Here is a 20,011-nt window from a genome sequence, read left to right on the forward strand (position 1 = left end):
ATAGAGCGTTGCACCGTCGGTGGAGGCCAGACGATGGGCCATGCGGGTGCGGGCGTCCGCATCTGGCGGCAGCGGCCCCAGGTCTTCCCCTGGCCTTGGCAGGTTACGGGAGTTGCCGGTTGCGATGAGCCGGTCCGGACCGGGGGCGGTGAGGTTCTCGTTGGTGCAGTAACCGTTGTCGAGCAGGAGCACGCCGATCCAGTCCTGCGTGCAGAAGCAAGAGGACTGCCCGCAACCGCGCGTAAATACCTCTTGTCCTCCTCCTTCTGCGGGTGAGGCGACAGATGTGATGCAGCAGACTCCTGTGCAGGGGCATTGCTCAGTGCACCGAGCCTGGTGGACCAGAAGAGCGGCCTGCACCGCGGCCGTACTCATCGGCCGGAACTGGTGGAGGTCGTTGGCGTCCTGCACCAGTTCCGGAACCAAGACCAGGCCGTCGCCCGTGACCGCGAGCTGGGCGTTGTATCCCTGGACTGCCCCGCCGTCGGCGGCGGACATTAGCCTGCTGTCCGGGTCGGTCACGTTGCGCCGCACCTGACGACGGGCGTTGCGCGGTTCCTGGCCACCACCACGGCCTCGGTTCGTCGACCGCCCCATCTCCCCGGCCAGGCCCCTTCCCCGGGCTGCGGCCTGTGCGGTGGTCAGGGCCTGTTCCGCCCGGGCCACCCGCTGCCGGGCCCGTGAGACCTCCTTGCCCTTGGTCTCGTCGAAGCTGAACAAGCCGAGGTTCGGTTTGGGGCCATGGCCGGCCTCAGCCAGGCGGAGTTGCTCGCGGACCTGCGCGATCCGCTCCCGCTTACGGTCCTGCGCCTCACGCAGATGCTGCCGGGCGGCCTCAACCCGGGCGATAGCCACGGCCACCCGGTCCGCCCCGGGCGGCAGCGGACCACCTCCGCTGCGGCCCTGCCGCGCCCGCTCCACGCGGGCCTGAGCCCGGGCTACGATCGATTCCTCGTCCTGACCGCGTGCGGCTTCCTCGGCCTTGACCTCCTCAAGGCACCGCCGGATACGCTCGTTCCGCTCCCGTCGACACCGCAGTTGCCGCGGCGTTTGGGTGCCCCCGGTGCCCGTCACGAGGGCGGCGTCCTCCGTCTCATCCACGGCAGCGGCCTCCGCGGTGATGGCGTCGACCTGCTCCTGCAGCCATGCGCGTCGGCAGGAAGCGGCCCGGGATGCGTTCGCCGCGATCTTCGTGCCGTCGATCGCGATCGTGCCCAGCCTGCCGAGCCCGGCCTTCGCGCAGACCAGCAACACCTGCGTGAACAGTTCTCGCACCGAGTCCTGATGCATCTGCCGGAATCGTGCGATTGCTGTGTGGTCGGACACCTGCAGCGCGCAGATCACACGCATCGCCACATCGGTCCGGCACAGCCGCTCGATCTGTCGCGAGGAACGTATCCCGTCCGCGTATGCGTAGATCAACAGCGCCAGCATCATCCGCGGGTCATAGGCCCGGCGCCCCACCCCGCCCAGCGAGTACCGCGCTTCCAGACCGCTCAGGTCCAGGTGATCGACTACCTCGAGCAGTACCCAGACCACATGATCGTCGGGCAGCCACTCCCGCATGTCCACCGGGAGCAGGAACTGCTGGTCACGATCCACCTTCCGGAAACCCTTCGCCACAGCGCCATCCAACACGGCCGCCACCAGCCCACAACAACCGGGTCACCTCATCAAAACGCAACAACCTCACCGCGCCGACTTCGGCGTCAAGCGGATCTGCCGGGTGCTCGGGGCGTCCCGCGCCGGCTACTACCGCCATCTGGCCACCGAGCAGGCCCGCGCCGAGCGCCAAGCCGAGGAGAAGCGGACCGTGAGCGAGATCCGCGCCATCCACACCGAGCACAATGGCGCCTACGGCGCCCCGCGTGTCCATGCTGAGCTGCGGGCGAGGGGACGGCGGATCAACCGCAAGCGCGTGACCCGGCTGATGCGGATCAACCACATCGTCGGCCGCCACCTGCGCAGGAAGAAGCGGACGACGATCGTGGACAGGACCACGCCGCCCGCTCCGGACCTGGTGATGCGCGACTTCACCGCGGACGCCCTGAACACCAGGTGGTGCGGCGACATCACCTACATACCCGTCGGCTCGACCTGGCTCTATCTCGCCACGGTGATCGACATCTGCTCGAGGAAGGTCGTGGGCTGGTCGATCGCGGACCACATGCGCACCTCGCTGGTCACCGACGCGATCGAGATGGCCGTGGCCGCCCGCGGCGGCCAGGTGAACGGCGTCGTCTTCCACACCGACAGGGGCGCCCAGTACAACGCGACCGCCTTCGCTGACGTCTGCCGCCGGCACGGCATCCGCCGCAGCATGGGCCGCGTCGGCACGAGCTACGACAACGCCCTCGCCAAATCGTTCTTCCAGGGCCTCAAGCGCGAGTTGCTCCACGGATGCCGCTGGACCTCGAAGGCACAGACCCGGCTCGAGCTGTTCCGCTGGCTTTCGTACTACAACTGGCGCCGTCGCCACTCCGCGCTCGGCTACCTCACACCAGCCGAGTTTGAACAACAACTGATCACGACACGTACGCTGTCACTCGTCGCATGAAACCCGGTGTCCACTCCCCGGGAGCAGCCTCAACTGCACACGCTACCCGCACAGATGACCTGGAGCAGGGCCAGGCAGTCGGCAGGTTCATGTTCGGGCGGCCTCGACGCAGTGCGACGGACACACCAGCAGGGTTCTCCTATGCGTCCCGGTGGAGGCGTGGCGCGGCGGGGCAGGAGTCGCCCTTTCGGGGGCGGGGAACTGAGGCCCGCCCGCGTGGCGGGGAGCCTCAGCCGCCACGCGGGACGGGAGCTACATGTGGCTGCGGCTGTAGTACTGGCCGAGCTGGTCGCGGTAGGCGGCATCACCGCGTTGCTTGTCCTTGTCGTACTCGGGGGAGTCCTTGATCTGTTCCTTGGTGAGGTTGACGTTGATCTTCTCCTCCTTCATGTCGATGCGGACGACGGTGCCGGCGGGGATCAGGACGTGCTTGCCGAAGATCCAGGGGCCGGTGTCGACGACGACGTAGGAGGCGTCGACGTCCTCGGTGTGCTCGTCGATCTTGCCGATGTGGCCGTCGCTGGCCTCGACCTTGAATCCGATCAGGCGCGTGCCGGGCTTGTAGAGCGACTCCGGGTTGTAGCTCCACATGTCAGCGGTCACAGGTGACTCCTCGTCCTTCTGGCGTACGGTGCCGCGGGAGCGGCACGTCGGTGCGGAGCGGCAGGTCCGGGGCGGGGCCGAGCTACGGGGCGGATCCACCCCGGACCATTGCGGTTCAGACGGGGGTGCCGGGAAGCTCCGTGAAGCCGGGCGCGCACGCGGTGGCCAGGTTGGCGGGGGAGAAGGGGGAGCTGCTGGTGGAGGTGCAGGTGGCTTGGTGGAGGGTGCCGTTGCTGGCGAGGAGGGTGATGAAGAGGTGCCCGGGGTTTTCCTCGGTCACGGAGAGGGCGGTGTCGTAGACGCACTTGGGGGCGCCGGGGACCAGGGCGAGGTTGATCCAGACGCCGGGGTTGCGGCTGTCGTTGAGGAAGGCGTGGCCCTGCTCGTCGGTCGCGGAGCGAAACACCGTCTCGAACAGGCCGGATCCGGAGTAGTCGACCACTGCGGAGGCGACGTCACGGGTCGTGACGCACTTCCGGCCCGCCACCTGACCCGGCTGTGCCTCCTCGACGACCGGCTTGGCCGGAGCCTGCTTGGCCGGCTTCTTCTTGGCGGGTGTTTTCTTGCCACTGGTGTGCTTGCCGGGTCCCTTGGGGTCCGGTCCGGAGTGGGCGACCGCGGACGGGGCCAGGAGCGCCCCTGCGAGCACCACGCCCGATACTGCCGCGACGCTTCGTGCTGCCCAGATGTGGGTCTTCATGCCGTTCCTCCAACGTCGGAGCGGGCCGGCCGCTGCGGACGGACCTGCCTCCAGAGATGCCGCACCCACCCGCGTCCGGGCGTTGCGCTCCCGCAGAGAGTGCGCAGGGGGCCGGGACAGGTGGGATCCGGCGGCTGCCTCGCAGCCATGACCGAAGTTCGCACAGCCGCCCTGGTGTCGTTCGAGTGCCGATCCGAGCACTCACCCGGGCGAGGCGGATCGCGGGCCCGAATGGCGGCAGGGCGCCGGGCCTGGCGGACCGGCCGAGCCTTACGCACTCCCAAGGCAGCGGCGCCCCGGATCGCGATGCTTCGAAGGCGATGAAGAAGGCCAGGGTCGTCGCGGCGAACGCGGCGAACGCGGCGAACGCGGCGGCGGTGCGGCCGCGGGCGGCTGCCGTCGCTGGAGCGCCTCGAAGGGCAGCCGCCCGGGTGCGGTGTCTTTACGGAGCCGATCGGCAGGTGCGTTCAGGAGGGCCCGTACCTCATTCGGCGCGGCACCGCGATCTCCATCGCCGGTGTACGGGAATGCGGCGGCGGGTCGGCTGTTGTCAGGGTCGGTTGGGTCCGCGATAGGGCAGCGTTCGGCTGTAGACGACGCTGGTGGTCGTGCTGCCGAAGCCGGCCAGTTCGTCCATGAGGGTCTCCAGGTGTTTAGGGGCTCGGCTACGACCTGCTCATGGTGTCCGATCACGCGACCGTCACCCCGGATGTGGCCGAGCGGTACCCGGCGCTCTCCACCGGGCAACTCGTCGAACTCAACCCGCCGTCGGGCGACTGGCCGACGGTGGCGCAGGACGGGCCGGCCCTGTTCGGTGAGGCACGCACCCCCATCGAGGCCTGCTGCGAGCCAAGGTGATGACGCCCGCTCGTCAAGATGATCTCGATGTGCCGAGAACGGGCCAGGCCGGAACACGACGCGGACTCTGCTGGCCAATCCGGCCATCTGGCCACCAGCCTGAGGGCAAAGCAGCGTCGGCAGCGCACCGGCGAGAGAGGACAAACGGATGACGAAGTGTCTAGGCATTGTGATGAAGGCGCTCGCCATAGCGTCCGGATTCATGCTGGCACTGAGCTGGGGCACGCCGGCACAAGCCGACCCCACGCTCGAAGGACCGTACCGGATCACCAATCTGGGTACGCTCAAGTGTCTTGAGGCGGCTGACTGGAGCGTGATGAACGGAGCCGCGGTACGGCAGTGGGACTGTACCGGAGGAAAGAACCAGCTCTGGTACGTGGGCGATGTCTACGGTGTCAACCAGTACACGCTGTTCAACGCGAACAGCGGAAAATGTGTCGACATCCCGAACGGCAACGCGGTAACGGCGTACAGCTCGTCCAGTGGGACTGCCACTACGAATCCAACCAGCGGTTCAGGCGCACCAACGTGTCCGGACCGGAGTTTCGCTTCGGCTGGAACAATTACAACCTGGAGATCGGCGGCTACAGCGGTACGAACGGAGCCCCCGCTCAGCTGTGGCAGGACAACGGCGGCGCCAACCAGACCTGGTACGTAGGGAGCCGAGGTGCACCCACCTGATACCGGAAGTGAACCGCTACAGGTACCAGCTCTGTCCGTCAGGAGCCGATCACGCCATTCTCTGGCGCTGCAACGGAAACCCCGACCAGCAGTGGACCCTCTACTTCGACCACATCGCAGGACAGGCCGAGACCGGTGCCGCCGTCGTCACGGCTGCGTGCGTCGTCGAGGCGCGTGAACCGTTCGAAGATCTTCTCCCGGTCGGCGGCGGCGATCGGGGGGCCGTCGTTCGCGACGTCGAGGACGGCGTCGCCGGTCACCGGGTCCGCCGCCAGCCGCACGGTGACGCAGTGCCGGGCGTGGCGCTGGGCATTGTCCAGGAGGTTGGTCAGCAGGCGGCCGAGCCACAGTGCGTTGCCGGAGACGATGATGTCGCCGAAAGCGTGCAGGGCGACCGCATGGGGGTCCGTCGAACGTGCTGCCAGGGTGGCGCGGACGAGTTCGGTGAGGTCGACGGGTTCGCCGGGACGGTTCTGCCCGGTGGAGTCGAGGCGGGCAAGGAGGAGCAGGTCGGCGGAGAGCGCCTGGAGGCGTTCGGTGTCCTGGAGGGCGCCTTCCACCAGGGTGTCGCGCACCTGCGGGTCGGGGTGGGTGTGCGCGATCTCCAGCTGGGTCCGGAGTACCGCGAGGGGGCTGCGCAGTTCGTGGGAGGCATCGGCGATGAAACGGCGCTGCCGGATCCCCGCGGCCTCCAGCCGTTCCAGCATGGCGTTCATGGTCTCGGCGAGGCGGGCTATCTCGTCGTCGCCCCGCGGGGCGGGGACCCGGCGGTCCAGATCGCGGTCGCCGATCGCGGCGACCTCGGCGCGGATGGCCTCGACCGGCCGTAGCGCCCGGCCGGTCGTGCGCCAGGTCAAGGCGCCGACGGTGAGGAGCAGCAGGGTGCTCAGGGCCGCGAGGGCCGCGGTGGTGATGTCCTCGGCCGTGTCGGCGGTACGCAGCGAGGCGCCGACGTGAATGGCGTCCAGCTTGTCCTGGAGGTGGGTTGTGCCGGCGTTGCTGCGTTCCCGGGCCGCTTCGGGGTCGAGCCCCGCCCGACACCGCCGGGCGGCGCGGCGCGTACGCCCTCACGGCAGCACGGGCGCGCGGCGCCCGCTGTCACGGGCCACCGGGCGCCCGCTGCGGTGGATCCCCTTGACCGGCGGCTTCTGGCCGCACCACGAGGTGGGGGCGGCGGGGGACTCGTCAGCCGGGGAGCGGTGGGGACGAACGCCAGTAGAGCCCGGGCAGGGGTGGTCCCGTGCAGTTCACGAGCTCCAAGCGCGGGCTTTGGTCCGTGTCGCCGTTCCAGCGCGGCAGATGCCGCCGCCGCCCTCGTACTCCTCGCGGTCTGCGCAGCCGGTGCGCCGCGCCGCCGCGGGCGCGGCGGTCCGTAGGGCGTGCCGTCCCTTTCCCGCCCCCACCCTTGTGTCTCCAGTGAAGTAGACGCAAGGGTGGGGTGTCACAGCCACGCGACCCTGCCGCTGCCGCCCCGAGCCCGTGTGCTCTGTTTCCCAGCGGAGAGGGTGACGCGTTCCCCTGTCCGCAGACCGTTCCGGCAAGCGGGATTCGCGCCCGAGCGAACCGTCGAAGTCCGCCGCACCCCGGACCGCCGCGGCGGGCCGGTGGCGCAGGGCGCGTGTTCCTCGCGGGAGACGCCGCCCATCAGCACTTCCCCGCCGGCGGCGTCGGCATGAACGTCGGCATCCAGGACGCGCACAACCTCGGCTGGAACGTACCCGCGGCTGGAACCCGCTGCACCCGTTCCGGCGATCAGCGGTGGCCCGACTGCCCTGCGTCACCGGACCGAGGGCGTCACCGATCGGCGGAGGCGCCCGAGCCATCGTCGACGCGTTGGAGCAGGCCGAGCAGCGTGGCGCGGTCGGCCGGGGAAAGGCTCGAGTAGCAGGCGGCGAGGACTTCGTCGGCGATCCGGTGTCCTGCGCTCAGGACCGCTTCGCCGGATGGAGTGAGGTAGTGCTCGATACGTCGGCCGCGGCCCGGCCTGCGGTCGATCAGGCCGAGGGCCGTCAGCCGGCCGGCGAGCGTGCCGAAGGCCTGCTCGCTCTGGAACGTCGCCGTGGCCAGGGTGCGAGCCGGCGCCCCGGGCGCTCGGCTGATCGCGCGGAGGGCGTCCCACTGGGCCAGTGTCGTACCGGCGGCGGCGAGGCGGCTGTCCAGCGCACGGTGCTGCCTGTACTGGGCCTGCTTCACCGCTCTTCCAAGGACCTGAAGTTCATCTGGCATGGGTCCATCCTACGGCATGACTAAGCTTGCTTATATAAACAAGCTTAGTTAGTGTCCTGGGCATGCCCTCAGACAAAAGCGTCGCCCTGTACCCGGACCTGTCCCTCACCCTGACCGAAGCCGGAACCGGCAGGCCCTGCCTGGTCCTGCACGGCGGCGGGGGACCGGCCACCGTCGCCGGACTCGCCTCCCACCTGGCGCAGACCGCCCACACGATCACGCCGGTACACCCGGGATGGGACGGCACCCAGCGCCCCGGATGGCTGACCGGCATCGACGATCTCGCCCTCGCCTACCTGCACCACCTCCAAGACCGCGGACTGCGTGACGTTCTGGTCGTCGGCTCCTCGATCGGCGGCTGGACCGCTGCGGAGATGGCCGTACGGGACACCGGCGGCATCATCACCGGCCTCGTCCTGATCGACCCCGTCGGAGTCCACGTCGAGACCGAGCCGATCAGGGACTTCTTCGCGCTCGATGCCCTCGGCGTGGCCGAGTACGCCTGGCACGACTCGGCCCGCTTCCACCGTGACCCCGAAACGCTCTCCGCCGGGCAACTCGCCCTTCAGCGCGACAACATGGCCACTCTGCGCGTCCTCGCGGGCGACCCCTACATGCACGACCCGAAGCTGCTCCGCCGTCTGCGGCGCGTCGACGTACCGGCTCTCCTGCTCTGGGGCGGGAGCGACCGCATCGTCACTCCCGCCTACGGCGCCGCGTACGCCGAAGCCTTCGGCAGCGGCCGGCTCCACGTCATCCCCGAGGCGGGCCACCTGCCACACCTGGAACGGCCGGAAGCGACCCTCGCCGTGATCGACGCCTACCTGCGCGAGACGAGCGGCGACCGTCTCGGCACTCGGTCGCCCGGCGCCGTATGCAGAGGCCGCTGACATCGGGGACGGGGAAGGCCCGGCGTGGCTGCTGCGACTACGCCTCCCGCTGGGAGTCTTCGGCTGTGTCAGACCCGCTTGATCTTCGCTTCGTCGTCCGTGCCGGCCCATCGAGCCATTCGGGTGAGGCCCGGCCGGTGGCTTCGCGTGCGGGTGCTTACCCTGCCAGGGGTCGAAGCGGTGGCGGGAGGCCTTGACGTGGCCGAGGTACCGGTGGGTCCAGTCGCACAGTCCGTCGATCGGATTGCCGGAGACCGACGTCTACCGGCAGCTGTCGGTCGCGACCGGATCGAAACCGGTCTTCATCGCCGGACAGGTCGCCTACATGGGCGCGCCGGCGCCCGACGTCCACCGCGAACTCCACCGGTGCCACGTCATGGGCGACATCGTCGCCGTAGAGCTGACGATCCAGGGCACCTTCACCGGGCCGTTCGAGACGCCCGCCGGGGTCGTGCAGCCGACCGGAGCCAGGAGCGACATCCCGACCGCCGACTTCTGGTACGTCGAGGGCGGCAGGGCGCAGGAGTTGAACTGTTATGTCGGCCTCAGCGTCATGCCCGCCCGGCTTGGAGTCCCTCCGGACTTCGCGGCGGCCGTCAACGCAGCGGCCGCCGCGGCAAGCTGACCTACCGCACGTGGGCGTGGGCTATGCCTGGCGGAGTTCGAGCACCGGGATGGTGCGGATCCCGGCGGTCTGGCGTTCGTAGTCGGCGAAGCCCGGGTAGCGCCGCGCCTGGTCGGCGTAGACGCGGTCGCGTTCGGCGCCGGTCAGTTCGCGGACGGTCACGCGGTAGGTTGCGGTGCCGCGTTCGACGGTGCCGTCACCGGCGGCGGTCAGGTTGCGGTACCAGTCCGGGTTGGTGGGTGCTCCTGCCTTGCTCGCGAAGACGTAGACGATGTCCGGCTCGGTGTCGTGCGGAAGGTACATCATCGGGCTGACGCGCTCCTGCCCGGTCTTGCGGCCGCGGTGATGGACGAGGAGCAGCGGCGCACCCTCGAAGGCCCCGCCGACCTTGCCCTCATTCTCTCGGAACTCCGCGATGACCTTCGCGTTCCAGTCGGCTGCTTCGCTCATGTCGAATCTCCTGTCGTTCACGATCCGGGTCGTGCGCTGGGCGATGGAGAATCTTCCTCCGATCGGCGACCTCCTGCCAGGAGGCGGGCCGCGGGAGGTAGGGAGGGAGGCACGGAGTTCGGATACGGCTCTGGGCTAGCGGACGGCTCGCGCTTTCTGCCGATCTCCGAGCACGGCCTGATCGGTGACCTTTCACCGAGCCTGTTCGGGGCCATCCTGGACGCCGAGCGGGGCGGGGCGTTCGAGTTGGCCGCCGAAGTGCGCTACGCCGAGTGCTCTTCCTGCTGCCCGGCGATGGTCTTCCAGCCGATCCCAGTTCACCATGCCGTTCTTGTCCAACCGGCACGAGATATTTGCGGCGCTGGTTCGGTGCTGACTTTCGCGTCGCGCTGAGGGTGAAATCCCAGGTCGTAGCTCTGACCGGATGAGAGGGGGTCTGCGGAGACGATCGGTGTCGCCGCAACCTAGAAGCCCCCAGGTCAGCGCCATATGTGGCAGACCATCACAATCCGTCGGCATCCTGTGTGCCCCACCACCACACAGTCGGCGACGGCTCGTTCCAACCTTTGGGGGCGACGGCTACGGGACCCGCCTGATGTGCGGATTTTCCACCCGTTTTGGAGGGGGTGGTGCTGGTTCCCGTGCTGTTTGGTGCTGACCTGAAACCCCACATCAGCCCCCCTCGTCACCGCACCCGTGCTGGTTCGGCACTGGTTACGGAGAGTTGAACACGCAGGCCGTCGTCTACGCCGACATACCGCCCATCGCCACGTACGTCATCAGCACGTTGAAGACGGCGGCCGTGATCGCGCTGTTGGGCAGGAGGGGGAGTGTGGTCAGGTGCGGCATGAGGAAGAAGCCGCCGAGTACGGACTCGGTGTCGGTCGCCCTCGTCTACGAGTCCGGAGGCATCGCGCACGTACGGATGTCCGGATCGACCGTCTGACGGCAACCGGCAACGTGAGGGGCGTCGCCGTCGGCGGCCGGACGGCGGGCAATCTGGCGACATCGAGCGGTTTCAGCGGTGGGATGGAGCGAGATGCTCAATTGTCGGTCCGCGGGTGCACCCCGTCGCGCGGCCGAGGACCCATCGCCGGCCAACGGCGCTACCGGGCTCGTGTCACAAGGTGCTTCGTGAACCAGTCCCGGGCAAGGGCGGCCACTTCGTCCAGCGTTCCCGGCTCCTCGAAGAGATGCGTGGCGCCGGGGATGATGTCGAGGCGGTTCTCGCAGCGCAGTTTCCGCTGGGCCTGCTGGTTGAGGCCGAGCACCGTCGTGTCGAGGCCGCCCACGATGAGGAGTGTGGGTGCCCGTACGTCGGCGAGCCGTGGCCCGGCGAGGTCGGGGCGGCCGCCACGGGAGACCAGGGCGCCGATGTCCGCGTCGGCGGACCCGGCGGCCCACAACGCCGCCGCGGCGCCCGTGCTCGCTCCGAAGTAGCCGATCGGGACGGACCGGAGGTGCTGCAGCCATCGGGTGGCGTCCGCCAGCCTCCGGCCGAGGGTTTCGATGTCGAAGACGTTCGCGCGTTCGGTTTCCTCCGCCGGTGTGAGCAGGTCGAAGAGCAGGGTGCCCAGGCCCGCCAGGTTCAGGGTCGCCGCCACCGACCGGTTGCGCGGGCTGTGGCGGCTGCTGCCGGAGCCATGGGCGAACATGACGACCGCACCCGCGCCCGCCGGCAACGTGAGGTCTCCGGCCAGCCTGACGCCGTCCGCGTGCACCACCACCTCGGAGGCCCGGGCGGGCGGGCGCGTTACGGCGCCGCCGGTGGCTTGTGCCAGCAGGGCGAGGACCTCTTCGTCGGGGGTCTGGGCGAAGTCCTGGTACCACTCGCCGACCGCGCGGAAGGCGCGCGGTGTGGAGAGGCAGACCACTTCGTCGGCCTGGATGCGCAGACGGGCAACCGCGTCCGGTGGCGCCACCGGGACGGCCAACACCACACGGGCCGCACCCTGCGCCCGTACGACCTCGCATGCCGCCGCGGCCGTGGCGCCGGTCGCGATCCCGTCGTCCACCACGATCACCGACCGTCCGTCGAGCGGTACGCGCGGCCGGTCGCCGCGGAACCGCCGCGCTTGACCGGCGAGCGCTGCCGTCTCGGCGCGCTCGACCGCTGCGAGATCCTCGTGCCCGACCCGGCTGAGGCGGACGATGTCGTCACTGATGACTCGCACGCCGCCCTCGCCGATGGCGCCGAATCCAAGTTCACGGTGGGAGGGGACCCCGAGCTTGCGCACGACGATCACGTCGAGCGGGGCACCCAGCGCCCGCGCCACCTGGAAGGCCACCGGGACTCCGCCCCGGGGCAGTCCCAGGACGACGGGATCCTCCCTCGCCAGGTGACGGAGTGCTTCGGCGAGCTGCTGACCTGCGTCCGTGCGATCGGTGAACATCACGGTGGTTCACTCCCTGCGTAGGGGTGAAGGAAACCTCGTACCCACCTACTCCGAAGCAAGCCCATTTGCGGCTTCTGCGCAAGTCGGGGACGGTCGGTCGTATGGAACGAATCGGAGCGGTCCTGATCGACATCGACGGTGTGCTCACGGTGTCCTGGGAGCCGCTGCCCGGTGCCGTGCACGCCATGCGGCAGCTCCGTGCGGAGGGCATTCCGCTGGTGCTGGTCACCAACAACACCTCGCGGACCCGTGCCTCGATCGCGGCGACACTGGCCGGAGCGGGCTTCCCCGTCAGCGTCGACGACATCCTGACCGCACCCGCCGTCACCGCCGCATACCTGCGTGAGCGCTACCCGGGTGCCCGCTGTCTGCTGGTCAACACCGGGGACGTCCGCGACGATCTCGCGGGTGTGACGCTCGTCGACGAAGGGATGGGGGACCCGGATGTGGTCGTCTTCGGGGGAGCGGGCGGAGCATTCGGCTACGAGGCCCTGAACCGGGTCTTCCGGCATCTGCAACGTGGTGCCCGGCTCGTGGCCATGCACCGGAACCTGTACTGGCGCACCGGCAACGGCCTCGACCTCGACACCGGGGCCTTCCTCCTGGGGCTGGAACGGGCCGCCCGGGTCGAGGCGGAGATCACCGGCAAACCCGCCGCGGCGTTCTTCTCCTCCGCCCTCGCACACCTCGGCGCCACCCCGTCCGAAGCGCTCATGGTGGGCGACGACATCGAATCCGATGTGCTGGCGGCCCAGCGCCATGCAATCACCGGTGTACTCGTCAAGACGGGCAAGTACCTGCCCGAGACGCACCGGGCGGCCAACGGCACACCGGACCACGTCCTCGACTCCTTCGCCGACCTTCCCGCGCTGCTGGAGCGCCTCGGGCTCAGCCGAGCCCGGGAGCGCCCCACACCGGGAACCAGCGGCTGAGGTCCGGTTCCATCGGCAGGTCGTCCGCGAGCAGCGCCCTGATCTGCAGTTCCGTGGCGTTGTCACGCTTGCCGGTCTCCCCGGCCGGTCCGGGAAGCGGTGCGAACGGGTAGAAAGTGCCGCTCTTGTACAGGTAGACCAGGGCCAGAGCACGCTCCGGCGCCGCCCCGTCGAAACCCATCAGGGAACAGAGGAGCTGCGGACCGAAGCCGGCGTCCTGGAGGAGAGCGTTGACGGCGTGCAGGTCGTTGACCAAGGAGGCGGTGTCGTCGGCAGGGTGCCGGGCGAGGAGCCAGGTGTAGCCGTACGCGTCCTGGCTGAACTCGACCGGTCGGCCCCCGCTGCCGGTATCGGCGTCGAGCAGCTCCCGTACGTCCTCCTGGAGCCGGGCGAAGGCACCGCCTTCGACACTGGCGAAGCACACCGAGCCGACGCCGGTCGGAGCGAACCCGGCACCCGCCTCAAGGGTGATCGCGGCGGCGGGCAGGCCGAAGAGCCGGTCCAGGTCGGGAAGTACCGGCTTGCTGCGGCCGAGGATGGTGTCGAGGAGTCCCACGGTACGAACCTCCGTTGCCGGTGATGCGCCCGGCCAGTCAGGGACGGCCGAGCTGCGCCGCGATCCTGCCCAGCCGGTCCAACCGCTCCTCCAGCGTGGGGTGGGAGGAGAGCAGCCTGCTCAGGCTTTCCTTCGACGAAAACGCGGGCGCGAACCAGAACGCGTTGAACGGCTCCGCCTGGCGCAGGTCCCGGCTCGGGATCCTCGCCATCTCGCCGGTCACCTTGGTGAGTGCGGAGGCGAGCGCCGACGGCCGGCCGGTCAGCAGTGCGGCTGCGCGGTCGGCGGACAGCTCGCGGTAGCGGGACAGCAGCCGCGTCAGCAGGAAGCTGATCACGTAGACGACGGCGCTGACCAGGGGTATCAGGAGCGCCACGACGGCGGCGTTGCTGTCGCGGCTGTTGCGGCCGAGTCCGCTGTAGACCGCGATGCGGGTCATGATTCCCGCGAGGACACCGAGGAACGACGCGACGGTCATCACCGCGACGTCGCGATGGGCGACGTGCGACAGCTCGTGCGCGAGGACACCCTCCAGCTCCTCCGGCTCCAGGCGGCGCAGCAGCCCCGTGGTGACGCAGACGAGTGCGGTGCGCTCGTTCCGGCCGACGGCGAAGGCGTTCGGCACGTCGATGTCGGCGATCGCGACCCGGGGCTTGGGCATGTCGGCGAGGGCGCAGATACGGTCCACTGCACCGTGCAGCTCGGGCGCCTGCTCCTGGGTGACCTCGCGGGCACCCATGCCGGCGGCCGCGATCCGGTCACTGAACCAGAACTGCGCGACGAACAGACCACCCGCGATCACCAGGATGGTGGGCCACGAGCTCCGGAAAAGGGCCAGCAGGGCGCCCACGAACACGACGTAGAGCAGCCCGATGAAGAACATGGTCGTCACCATGCGGGTGGTGAGTCCCTTGTCCGGGACATAGCGCGAACGAGACCGGGTCCCAGGCATCTGATCGCCCTCCAGTCGGAGCGCGGATGCAGCGCTCCTCACTCTCGATTGTGCAACTTCCTCCCCACCAAGCGGACACTCCCGGCCCGGCCGGGCCCGCGGCGCGGGTGCCCGGGGTGCCCGCCCGGGGCGCGCGGGGGCACCCTGGAAGCATGGTCCGAGCCAATGACCAGGTCGAGGCGATGCTCCAGGAGTACGCCGACCTCCTCGCTCTCCGGGGCGGGGACGCCTTCAAGGCGCGCGCCTACGAGAAGGCCGCCCGTGCCGTCGGGGGCTACCCGGAGGACGTCTCGGCACTCGATGCCAAGGGCCTGCGCGACATCCCCCACGTCGGCAGATCGGTCGCCGACAAGGTGCTGGAGTACCTGCGGACCGGCCGCATGTCCGTGGTCGACGAGGCCAGGGCGTCCGTGCCGGCCGGAGTGCGCGAGCTGACCGCCGTCCCGGGTCTCGGTCCCCGCAAGGCCATGGTCCTCTACGAGGAACTGGGCATCACCTCCGTCGACCAGCTGCAGGACGCCATCCGCCAGGAACGGCTGCGTGATCTGAAGGGCTTCGGCGAGCGGACCGAGGAAAGCATCCTGCACGGCATCTCCGTACTCCGGAAGGCCGACGGGGGCCGGATCCTCGTCAGCGCGGCCATGGACATCGCCGAGCAGCTCGTCGCCGAGATGTCGGACATCCGCGGCTGCGTCCGGTGCACGTACGCGGGGTCCCTGCGCCGGATGAAGGAGACCATCGGCGATGTCGACGTCCTGGTGGCAGCGCGGCGGTCGGCCCCGTTCATGGAGGCTCTCGTCGCCCTTCCCTGCACGGCCGAGGTCATCGCGCACGGGGAGACGAAGACCACCGTACGGACCGCCACAGGACTCCAGGTGGATCTACGGGTCCTTCCGCCGGCCTCCTGGGGAGCGGGCCTGCAGTACTTCACCGGCTCCAAGGCCCACAACATCCGCACCCGTGCACTCGCGGTACGCCAGGGACTCAAGCTCTCCGAGTACGGACTCTTCGACGCAGAGAGCGGCGAGAGCGTCACCTCCGAGACCGAGGAAGCGATCTACGCCAGGCTCGGACTGCCCTGGATACCGCCGACGCTGCGCGAGGACCGCGGCGAGATCGCGGCGGGCCTGCGCGGCGAACTCCCCGACCTGGTGACGGAGCAGGACATCCGCGGAGATCTCCACACCCACACCGACCTCACGGACGGGCTGGCCCCGCTGGAGGACATGACCGCCGCCGCTGCCGCCCGCGGCTACGCGTACTACGCGGTCACCGACCACGCCCCGAACCTGTACATGCAGCGCATGACCAGCGAGAAGATCCTCGCCCAGCGCGAGCGGCTACGCGAACTGGACGGCGGGCAGCACAGGATGCGACTGCTGCACGGCACCGAACTCAACATAGGCCCGGACGGCGGCCTGGACTGGCCCGACGAGTTCCTCGCGGAGTTCGACCTCTGTGTGGCCTCGGTCCACTCCCACTTCAACCAGAACAGACAGGAACTCACCAGCCGTCTCATACACGCCTGCGAGAACCCGCACGTCGCCGTCATCGGCCACCCCACGACCCGCAGGATCGGCAGACGCCCGCCCATCGACGCCGATTTCGACGCGGTGTTCGAGGCATGTGCACGGACCGGTACGGCGCTGGAGATCAACGCGCATCCCGAGCGGCTCGATCTGTGCGACGAGGACATCCTGCGCGCGAAACGGCACGGCGTGAAGTTCGCGGTGAACTCCGACGCGTACGCCACGACGCATCTGGCGCACATGCGCTACGGCGTGGCGACGGCACAGCGCGGCTGGCTGACGACGGACGACGTCATCAACACGTGGCCGCTGGGGAGGCTGCAACGGTTCCTGGGCCGGTGAGCCTCCCCAGCGGGGTGTACGCCGAAACCGACAGCCACCCCATCCACTTCCACCAGCTGCAACGCGGCACCTCCGACCGGATCCGCAACAGGCGGGTGAACGAACGAACCGCAAGGGAATCGATCTCGACGACATCGTGAAGGGCTACGACGCCCGCAGGAAATACGTCCCGGTCGAGCCTGCCGAGCCGGCCGACATCGCACCGGGCCGCTCCAAGGCCCTGGAAACCAGCGGTTTCGTGGACTTGGACGCGATCGGCCCGATCTTCTTCGACCGGACCTGCCACCTCGGTCCCAAGGGCAAGGAGTACGCCAAGATGTACGCCCTGCTGGAGCAGGCCCTCGGGAAGGCCGACCCGGGCCGGCGTCGCCACCTTCGTCATGCGCGGCCGGGAGTCCTCGAAACGGATTGGGACCCCGAGGAGTTCCGCGACACCCGAGGTGAGGTCCGCTTCGGACCCCGTGCCCTTGGACACAAGTACGCATCGTGCGCCGGGGTGTTCGCACCGGTTGGGGCGCGGCGCTCAATGAACGTTCACCCCGAGAGCAGTGGCGACCGACGCGTTTATAGGATTTCCGTGCGGCAGGTTCCGTGTTTCGCTGCGCAGCATAACGACGATCGATTCCGCTCCTCCTTGATCCATTTGTAAGCCCCTCTTTCAGGCGCATGCGTTGGCGTCGGGCTTCCCGATGCAGGCCCGGGTGAGGTTCGTGGCGCCGCGGTTGAGTCGGGCGGGGCGTATCGCGAAGGACTACCTACGGGTAACTTGCCTTCATTCGGGAGAGTCGAAGGAAGGGAGCAGGCGCGTGCCAGACCACGACCTGACCGGCTTCACGCAGAGCAGGTTCACCCATGACGGTGCCACCCGCCGGGTGCTGCGCCGGGGCACGGGCCCGGCGGTGATCATCATGGCGGAGATCCCCGGCATCACCCCCAAGGTCATCGAGTTCGCCGACCGCGTGGCCGAGACAGGTTGCACGGCCGTACTCCCGGTGCTCTTCGGTACACCCGGCCGGGACGCGGATCCCGGCGCCGTGGGCTGGCCGAGGGCCGGCCGCGCCTTGGCCTCGACCCTGTGGAAGGTGTGCGTGAGCCGGGAGTTCACACTGTTGGCCACGGGGCGGAGTTCGCGCGTCGTACGGTGGCTGCGCGCCCTGGCCGCCGCTGAACACGAGTGCTGCGGCGGCCCCGGAGTCGGCGCCGTCGGCATGTGCCTGACCGGCGGCTTCGCCCTGGCCATGGCCGTGGACGCGCGGATCGTCGCCCCCGTGCTGTCCCAGCCGTCACTACCGCTTGCCTGCACCCCGCGCCGCGCGGGCTCCATCGACATCAGCGCCGGGGAACTGGCGGTCGTCCGCGGGCGCTGCGAGCGCGACGGGCTCCAGGTCCTCGGGCTGCGGTTTTCGAGCGACCGGCTGGTGCCCGGCGACCGGTTCGCGTACCTGCGCCGCGAACTGGGCGACGCGTTCGTAGCCGTCGAGTTGGACGCCGGCGCGGCGAATCCTGCGAGCCCCCTTCCGCCGCACGCCGTCCTGACGGAGCACCTCGTCGACGAGCCCGGACAGCCCACACGGCAGGCCCTCGACACGGTCCTCGACCTGTTCCGCACACGACTGCTGGGGGAGGACTCACCGCTCGCCGCTTTCGAGGCATAGGGGACAGGGGCGAATGCGGCGTTGTCGATGGTCATGGCGCCCCCGGCAGCGATGGAGACGGGCCATGCCGGGCTCGCGGGATTCCGCCCGGCCCTGCCTGTGCGACGGTGCCGCGAGATCACACGGGCCGCGGGGCTTCTCCTTCGAGCGCCCCGGCCAACCGAGGCGCTACCCCTGACCTACGGGCCGGTCCTCCGGGGTCTCCCCGAGCGGGGGTCGGTCCTGTGCGCATGCGTTCAGGTCGTGCCGGATCCGTCAGGCCCCGGGCAGCACCTCCGGCACCCGCTTCGCCACATCCGGGTCGGCGGCAGGGGGCGCTCTTCAGCCTGATGGGGCGGCCCCGGCCGCGTTGGCCGGTGGGGCGTACCGGCCCGAGGGCGGGGCGGGAACCGCCGGCCGGATCGGCAGACGGCGCCCCGGACCGGTCCGCGTTGGCCACCCTTGCCTTCATCCGGCAACGAACTGCCTTTACCCTGAGGCGGGTTCGACCGGCCGGGCCGGTTCGGTCGACCGCAGGAGACCACCGGGGGACGGGCAGCATGAGCAGTGCAGTGAGTGACGACGACAACGTCGAAGGCGGCATAAAGCCGCTCGCGGCCGGGGACCCGAGCCGCATCGGGCCGTACCTGCTGCTCGGGCGGCTCGGCGCCGGGGGCATGGGGCGGGTGTTCCTGGCCCGGTCCGAGGGCGGGCGCACGGTCGCCGTGAAGGTGGTGCACGAGGAGCACGTCTCGAACGCGCAGTTCCGTGCCCGCTTCCGCCGGGAGATCGACGCCGCCCGCCGCGTCGGCGAGCGGTACACCGCCCCCGTCCTCGACGCGGACCCCGACGCCGACCGGCCCTGGGTGGCCACGGGGTACGTTCCCGGGCTTTCGCTGGAGCAGATCGTGCGCCGGCACGGCCCCCTGCCCGTGGATGCCGTGCACGCGCTCGCCGACGGTCTGTTGCGCGCCCTGAAGGACATCCACTCGGCCGGGATCGTGCACCGCGACCTCAAGCCGTCGAACGTGATGCTGACCGTCGAGGGCACCCGTGTCATCGACTTCGGCATCTCGCGCGCCCTGGAAACCTCCGTCGAGTCGCTGCTCACGAGCACCGGCATGGTCGTCGGCTCGCCCGGGTTCATGTCGCCCGAGCAGGTCCGCGGGCAGCGCGCCGGGGCGAAGAGCGACGTGTTCACCCTCGGCTGCGTCCTGATGTACGCGGCCACCGGCGAGCTGCCCTTCGGACACGGCGCCAGCAACCAGCACGCGGTGATGTTCCAGATCGTGGAGGGCGAGCCGGCGCTGGACCGGGTGGCGGACGGGGCCCTGCGTGCGTTCATCGGCCGTTGCCTGATCAAGGGGGTCGACGAACGGCCCGGCGTGGACGAGCTGCTGGAGGCCCCGGAGAGGGTCCGCCCGGCGAAGCCGGGCGGGGCGTGGCTGCCGCCCAAGGTAGTGGCACGTCTCGCCCGGCAGGCGGCGCGGCTGCTCGACGCCGAGGCGGTGCCCGAACGGGAGGGGCCGGCGCGGGGCGGCCCCGAGGGCGCCGACCGGGCCACCCTCCGGCTTCGCGAGGAGACCGGGCCGGGATCCGGGTCCGCCGGGCCGGTGGCCGAACAGGCGGCCGGGCCGGTGACGGGGCCGCCGGGCGGGAGCGGTGCCGCCGAGAGCGGGCGGTGGGGCCGTCGGAGGTGGACCGTCACCGTGCCGGCCGTTCTCGTCTTCGCGATCGGCGGCGGAACGGTGGCCCTGATCCAGCCATTCGGGGAGGGTGGCGGTCAGCAGGCTTCGCCCCCGGCCGCGGGTGGGCCCGTGTCGCCCGGCGGGGGCTCGGCCCCCGTACCGGGCGGTTCACCGGCTCCGGGTACGCCGGGTACGCCGGGCCCCCAGAGCCCCTCGGACCCGGGGCCGTCGGGCCAGGGTGGCAGTGCCGCGCCCCCGGGTGGCGCCGGCGCCCAGGGCGCCGCGGGTACGCCCGGTGGCGGAGGCGGTACTCCTGGAGGCGGTGCCGGTACACCGGGAGGCGGCGGCATGGCCGGAGGCGGGAGCAGCGCGACCCAGGGCGGCGGCGGGCC

19 protein-coding genes and 3 pseudogenes are annotated in these 20,011 nt (G+C 70.1%); 12 read left to right on the forward strand and 10 right to left on the reverse strand.

Features of this window, described 5'->3' with window-relative positions; all coding sequences use genetic code 11:
- The coding region (locus ACEPPI_RS34025; RefSeq protein WP_373919120.1) for a transposase at positions 1-1,623 on the reverse strand (1,623 nt) is incomplete at its 3' end.
- Between ACEPPI_RS34025 and ACEPPI_RS34030 the strand changes: the two genes are divergently transcribed.
- The gene (locus tag ACEPPI_RS34030) at positions 1,565-2,557 is read left to right on the forward strand and encodes an IS3 family transposase (RefSeq protein WP_373919121.1); all 993 of its coding nucleotides are present in this window, start codon (positions 1,565-1,567) and stop codon (positions 2,555-2,557) included. The two genes, ACEPPI_RS34025 and ACEPPI_RS34030, sit on opposite strands and share 59 nt — an antisense overlap.
- 252 nt (positions 2,558-2,809) lie before the next feature.
- Here ACEPPI_RS34030 and ACEPPI_RS34035 read toward each other — a convergent pair whose 3' ends face one another.
- From ACEPPI_RS34035 to ACEPPI_RS34045, 3 genes and pseudogenes are all read right to left on the reverse strand, one after another.
- Entirely contained in the window at positions 2,810-3,160 is a 351-nt protein-coding gene (locus tag ACEPPI_RS34035; protein WP_373919122.1) for a PRC-barrel domain-containing protein, read from the reverse strand.
- Between the two features lie 115 nt (positions 3,161-3,275).
- Positions 3,276-3,860: a hypothetical protein gene (locus tag ACEPPI_RS34040; RefSeq protein ID WP_373919123.1), complete on the reverse strand. Its 585-nt coding sequence runs from the start codon at positions 3,858-3,860 to the stop codon at positions 3,276-3,278.
- A 550-nt stretch (positions 3,861-4,410) separates the two neighbouring features.
- Positions 4,411-4,515 (reverse strand): annotated as a pseudogene (locus ACEPPI_RS34045) (Lrp/AsnC family transcriptional regulator); the annotation flags it as partial.
- Positions 4,516-4,538: 23 nt separating this feature from the next.
- Here ACEPPI_RS34045 and ACEPPI_RS34050 point away from each other — a divergent pair.
- The 3 genes and pseudogenes from ACEPPI_RS34050 to ACEPPI_RS34060 all read left to right on the forward strand — a co-directional run bounded on the left by ACEPPI_RS34050 (position 4,539) and on the right by ACEPPI_RS34060 (position 5,399).
- Complete coding sequence (locus ACEPPI_RS34050; protein WP_373919138.1) at positions 4,539-4,718, forward strand: hypothetical protein; 180 nt, start codon at positions 4,539-4,541, stop codon at positions 4,716-4,718.
- Between the two features lie 202 nt (positions 4,719-4,920).
- A pseudogene (locus tag ACEPPI_RS34055) lies at positions 4,921-5,148 on the forward strand (RICIN domain-containing protein); the annotation flags it as partial.
- Between the two features lie 2 nt (positions 5,149-5,150).
- Entirely contained in the window at positions 5,151-5,399 is a 249-nt protein-coding gene (locus tag ACEPPI_RS34060) for an RICIN domain-containing protein (protein ID WP_373919124.1), read from the forward strand.
- Positions 5,400-5,437: 38 nt separating this feature from the next.
- On the opposite strand, the gene ACEPPI_RS34065 is transcribed toward ACEPPI_RS34060, so the two are convergent.
- Complete coding sequence (locus ACEPPI_RS34065) at positions 5,438-6,256, reverse strand: sensor histidine kinase (RefSeq protein WP_373919125.1); 819 nt, start codon at positions 6,254-6,256, stop codon at positions 5,438-5,440.
- Positions 6,257-7,011: 755 nt separating this feature from the next.
- On the opposite strand from ACEPPI_RS34065, the pseudogene ACEPPI_RS34070 reads away from it, so the two are divergent.
- Positions 7,012-7,122: pseudogene (locus tag ACEPPI_RS34070) on the forward strand (FAD-dependent monooxygenase); the annotation flags it as partial.
- Positions 7,123-7,193: 71 nt separating this feature from the next.
- Here ACEPPI_RS34070 and ACEPPI_RS34075 read toward each other — a convergent pair.
- Positions 7,194-7,625 (reverse strand): MarR family winged helix-turn-helix transcriptional regulator, encoded by a 432-nt coding sequence (locus ACEPPI_RS34075; protein WP_373919126.1) that lies wholly within the window; start codon positions 7,623-7,625, stop codon positions 7,194-7,196.
- 62 nt (positions 7,626-7,687) lie between these two features.
- Here ACEPPI_RS34075 and ACEPPI_RS34080 point away from each other — a divergent pair, with 62 nt between their 5' ends.
- Positions 7,688-8,515, forward strand: coding sequence for an alpha/beta fold hydrolase (locus ACEPPI_RS34080; RefSeq protein ID WP_373919127.1), 828 nt, complete (start codon positions 7,688-7,690; stop codon positions 8,513-8,515).
- Between the two features lie 238 nt (positions 8,516-8,753).
- Positions 8,754-9,140 carry a nuclear transport factor 2 family protein gene (locus ACEPPI_RS34085; protein ID WP_373919137.1) on the forward strand — a complete coding sequence of 129 codons (387 nt, stop codon included), beginning with the start codon at positions 8,754-8,756 and terminating at the stop codon, positions 9,138-9,140.
- Between the two features lie 21 nt (positions 9,141-9,161).
- On the opposite strand, the gene ACEPPI_RS34090 is transcribed toward ACEPPI_RS34085, so the two are convergent.
- Positions 9,162-9,590, reverse strand: coding sequence for a nitroreductase family deazaflavin-dependent oxidoreductase (locus ACEPPI_RS34090; RefSeq protein ID WP_373919128.1), 429 nt, complete (start codon positions 9,588-9,590; stop codon positions 9,162-9,164).
- A gap of 1,106 nt (positions 9,591-10,696) precedes the next feature.
- The gene (locus ACEPPI_RS34095; protein WP_373919129.1) at positions 10,697-11,986 is read right to left on the reverse strand and encodes a phosphoribosyltransferase family protein; all 1,290 of its coding nucleotides are present in this window, start codon (positions 11,984-11,986) and stop codon (positions 10,697-10,699) included.
- Between the two features lie 101 nt (positions 11,987-12,087).
- Here ACEPPI_RS34095 and ACEPPI_RS34100 point away from each other — a divergent pair, with 101 nt between their 5' ends.
- Complete coding sequence (locus tag ACEPPI_RS34100) at positions 12,088-12,918, forward strand: HAD-IIA family hydrolase (RefSeq protein ID WP_373919130.1); 831 nt, start codon at positions 12,088-12,090, stop codon at positions 12,916-12,918.
- Here ACEPPI_RS34100 and ACEPPI_RS34105 read toward each other — a convergent pair.
- Both ACEPPI_RS34105 and htpX read right to left on the reverse strand, forming a co-directional pair.
- On the reverse strand, positions 12,875-13,474 hold the full coding sequence (locus tag ACEPPI_RS34105) for a hypothetical protein (protein WP_373919131.1): 600 nt from the start codon (positions 13,472-13,474) through the stop codon (positions 12,875-12,877). The two genes, ACEPPI_RS34100 and ACEPPI_RS34105, sit on opposite strands and share 44 nt — an antisense overlap.
- 37 nt (positions 13,475-13,511) lie before the next feature.
- The gene (gene htpX / locus ACEPPI_RS34110; RefSeq protein WP_373919132.1) at positions 13,512-14,426 is read right to left on the reverse strand and encodes a zinc metalloprotease HtpX; all 915 of its coding nucleotides are present in this window, start codon (positions 14,424-14,426) and stop codon (positions 13,512-13,514) included.
- A 152-nt stretch (positions 14,427-14,578) separates the two neighbouring features.
- On the opposite strand from htpX, the gene polX reads away from it, so the two are divergent.
- From polX to ACEPPI_RS34130, 4 genes are all read left to right on the forward strand, one after another.
- Positions 14,579-16,297 carry a DNA polymerase/3'-5' exonuclease PolX gene (polX, locus tag ACEPPI_RS34115; RefSeq protein WP_373919133.1) on the forward strand — a complete coding sequence of 573 codons (1,719 nt, stop codon included), beginning with the start codon at positions 14,579-14,581 and terminating at the stop codon, positions 16,295-16,297.
- A gap of 136 nt (positions 16,298-16,433) precedes the next feature.
- Positions 16,434-16,946 carry a Ku protein gene (locus ACEPPI_RS34120; RefSeq protein WP_373919134.1) on the forward strand — a complete coding sequence of 171 codons (513 nt, stop codon included), beginning with the start codon at positions 16,434-16,436 and terminating at the stop codon, positions 16,944-16,946.
- A 157-nt stretch (positions 16,947-17,103) separates the two neighbouring features.
- Positions 17,104-17,952 (forward strand): dienelactone hydrolase family protein, encoded by an 849-nt coding sequence (locus tag ACEPPI_RS34125; protein ID WP_373919135.1) that lies wholly within the window; start codon positions 17,104-17,106, stop codon positions 17,950-17,952.
- A 539-nt stretch (positions 17,953-18,491) separates the two neighbouring features.
- The coding region (locus ACEPPI_RS34130; RefSeq protein ID WP_373919136.1) for a protein kinase at positions 18,492-20,011 on the forward strand (1,520 nt) is incomplete at its 3' end.

Source organism: Streptomyces sp. AB3(2024) (assembly GCF_041862025.1).
Classification (GTDB): Bacteria; Actinomycetota; Actinomycetes; order Streptomycetales; family Streptomycetaceae; genus Streptomyces.

Coding starts and splice junctions, on each gene's coding strand:
- ACEPPI_RS34030 (WP_373919121.1), top strand. CDS start 1,565: ATGTCCACCGGGAGCAGGAACTGCTGGTCACGATCCACCTTCCGGAAA.
- ACEPPI_RS34040 (WP_373919123.1), bottom strand. CDS start 3,860: ATGAAGACCCACATCTGGGCAGCACGAAGCGTCGCGGCAGTATCGGGC.
- ACEPPI_RS34050 (WP_373919138.1), top strand. CDS start 4,539: ATGGTGTCCGATCACGCGACCGTCACCCCGGATGTGGCCGAGCGGTAC.
- ACEPPI_RS34060 (WP_373919124.1), top strand. CDS start 5,151: ATGTGTCGACATCCCGAACGGCAACGCGGTAACGGCGTACAGCTCGTC.
- ACEPPI_RS34075 (WP_373919126.1), bottom strand. CDS start 7,625: ATGCCAGATGAACTTCAGGTCCTTGGAAGAGCGGTGAAGCAGGCCCAG.
- ACEPPI_RS34080 (WP_373919127.1), top strand. CDS start 7,688: ATGCCCTCAGACAAAAGCGTCGCCCTGTACCCGGACCTGTCCCTCACC.
- ACEPPI_RS34090 (WP_373919128.1), bottom strand. CDS start 9,590: ATGAGCGAAGCAGCCGACTGGAACGCGAAGGTCATCGCGGAGTTCCGA.
- ACEPPI_RS34100 (WP_373919130.1), top strand. CDS start 12,088: ATGGAACGAATCGGAGCGGTCCTGATCGACATCGACGGTGTGCTCACG.
- htpX (WP_373919132.1), bottom strand. CDS start 14,426: ATGCCTGGGACCCGGTCTCGTTCGCGCTATGTCCCGGACAAGGGACTC.
- polX (WP_373919133.1), top strand. CDS start 14,579: ATGGTCCGAGCCAATGACCAGGTCGAGGCGATGCTCCAGGAGTACGCC.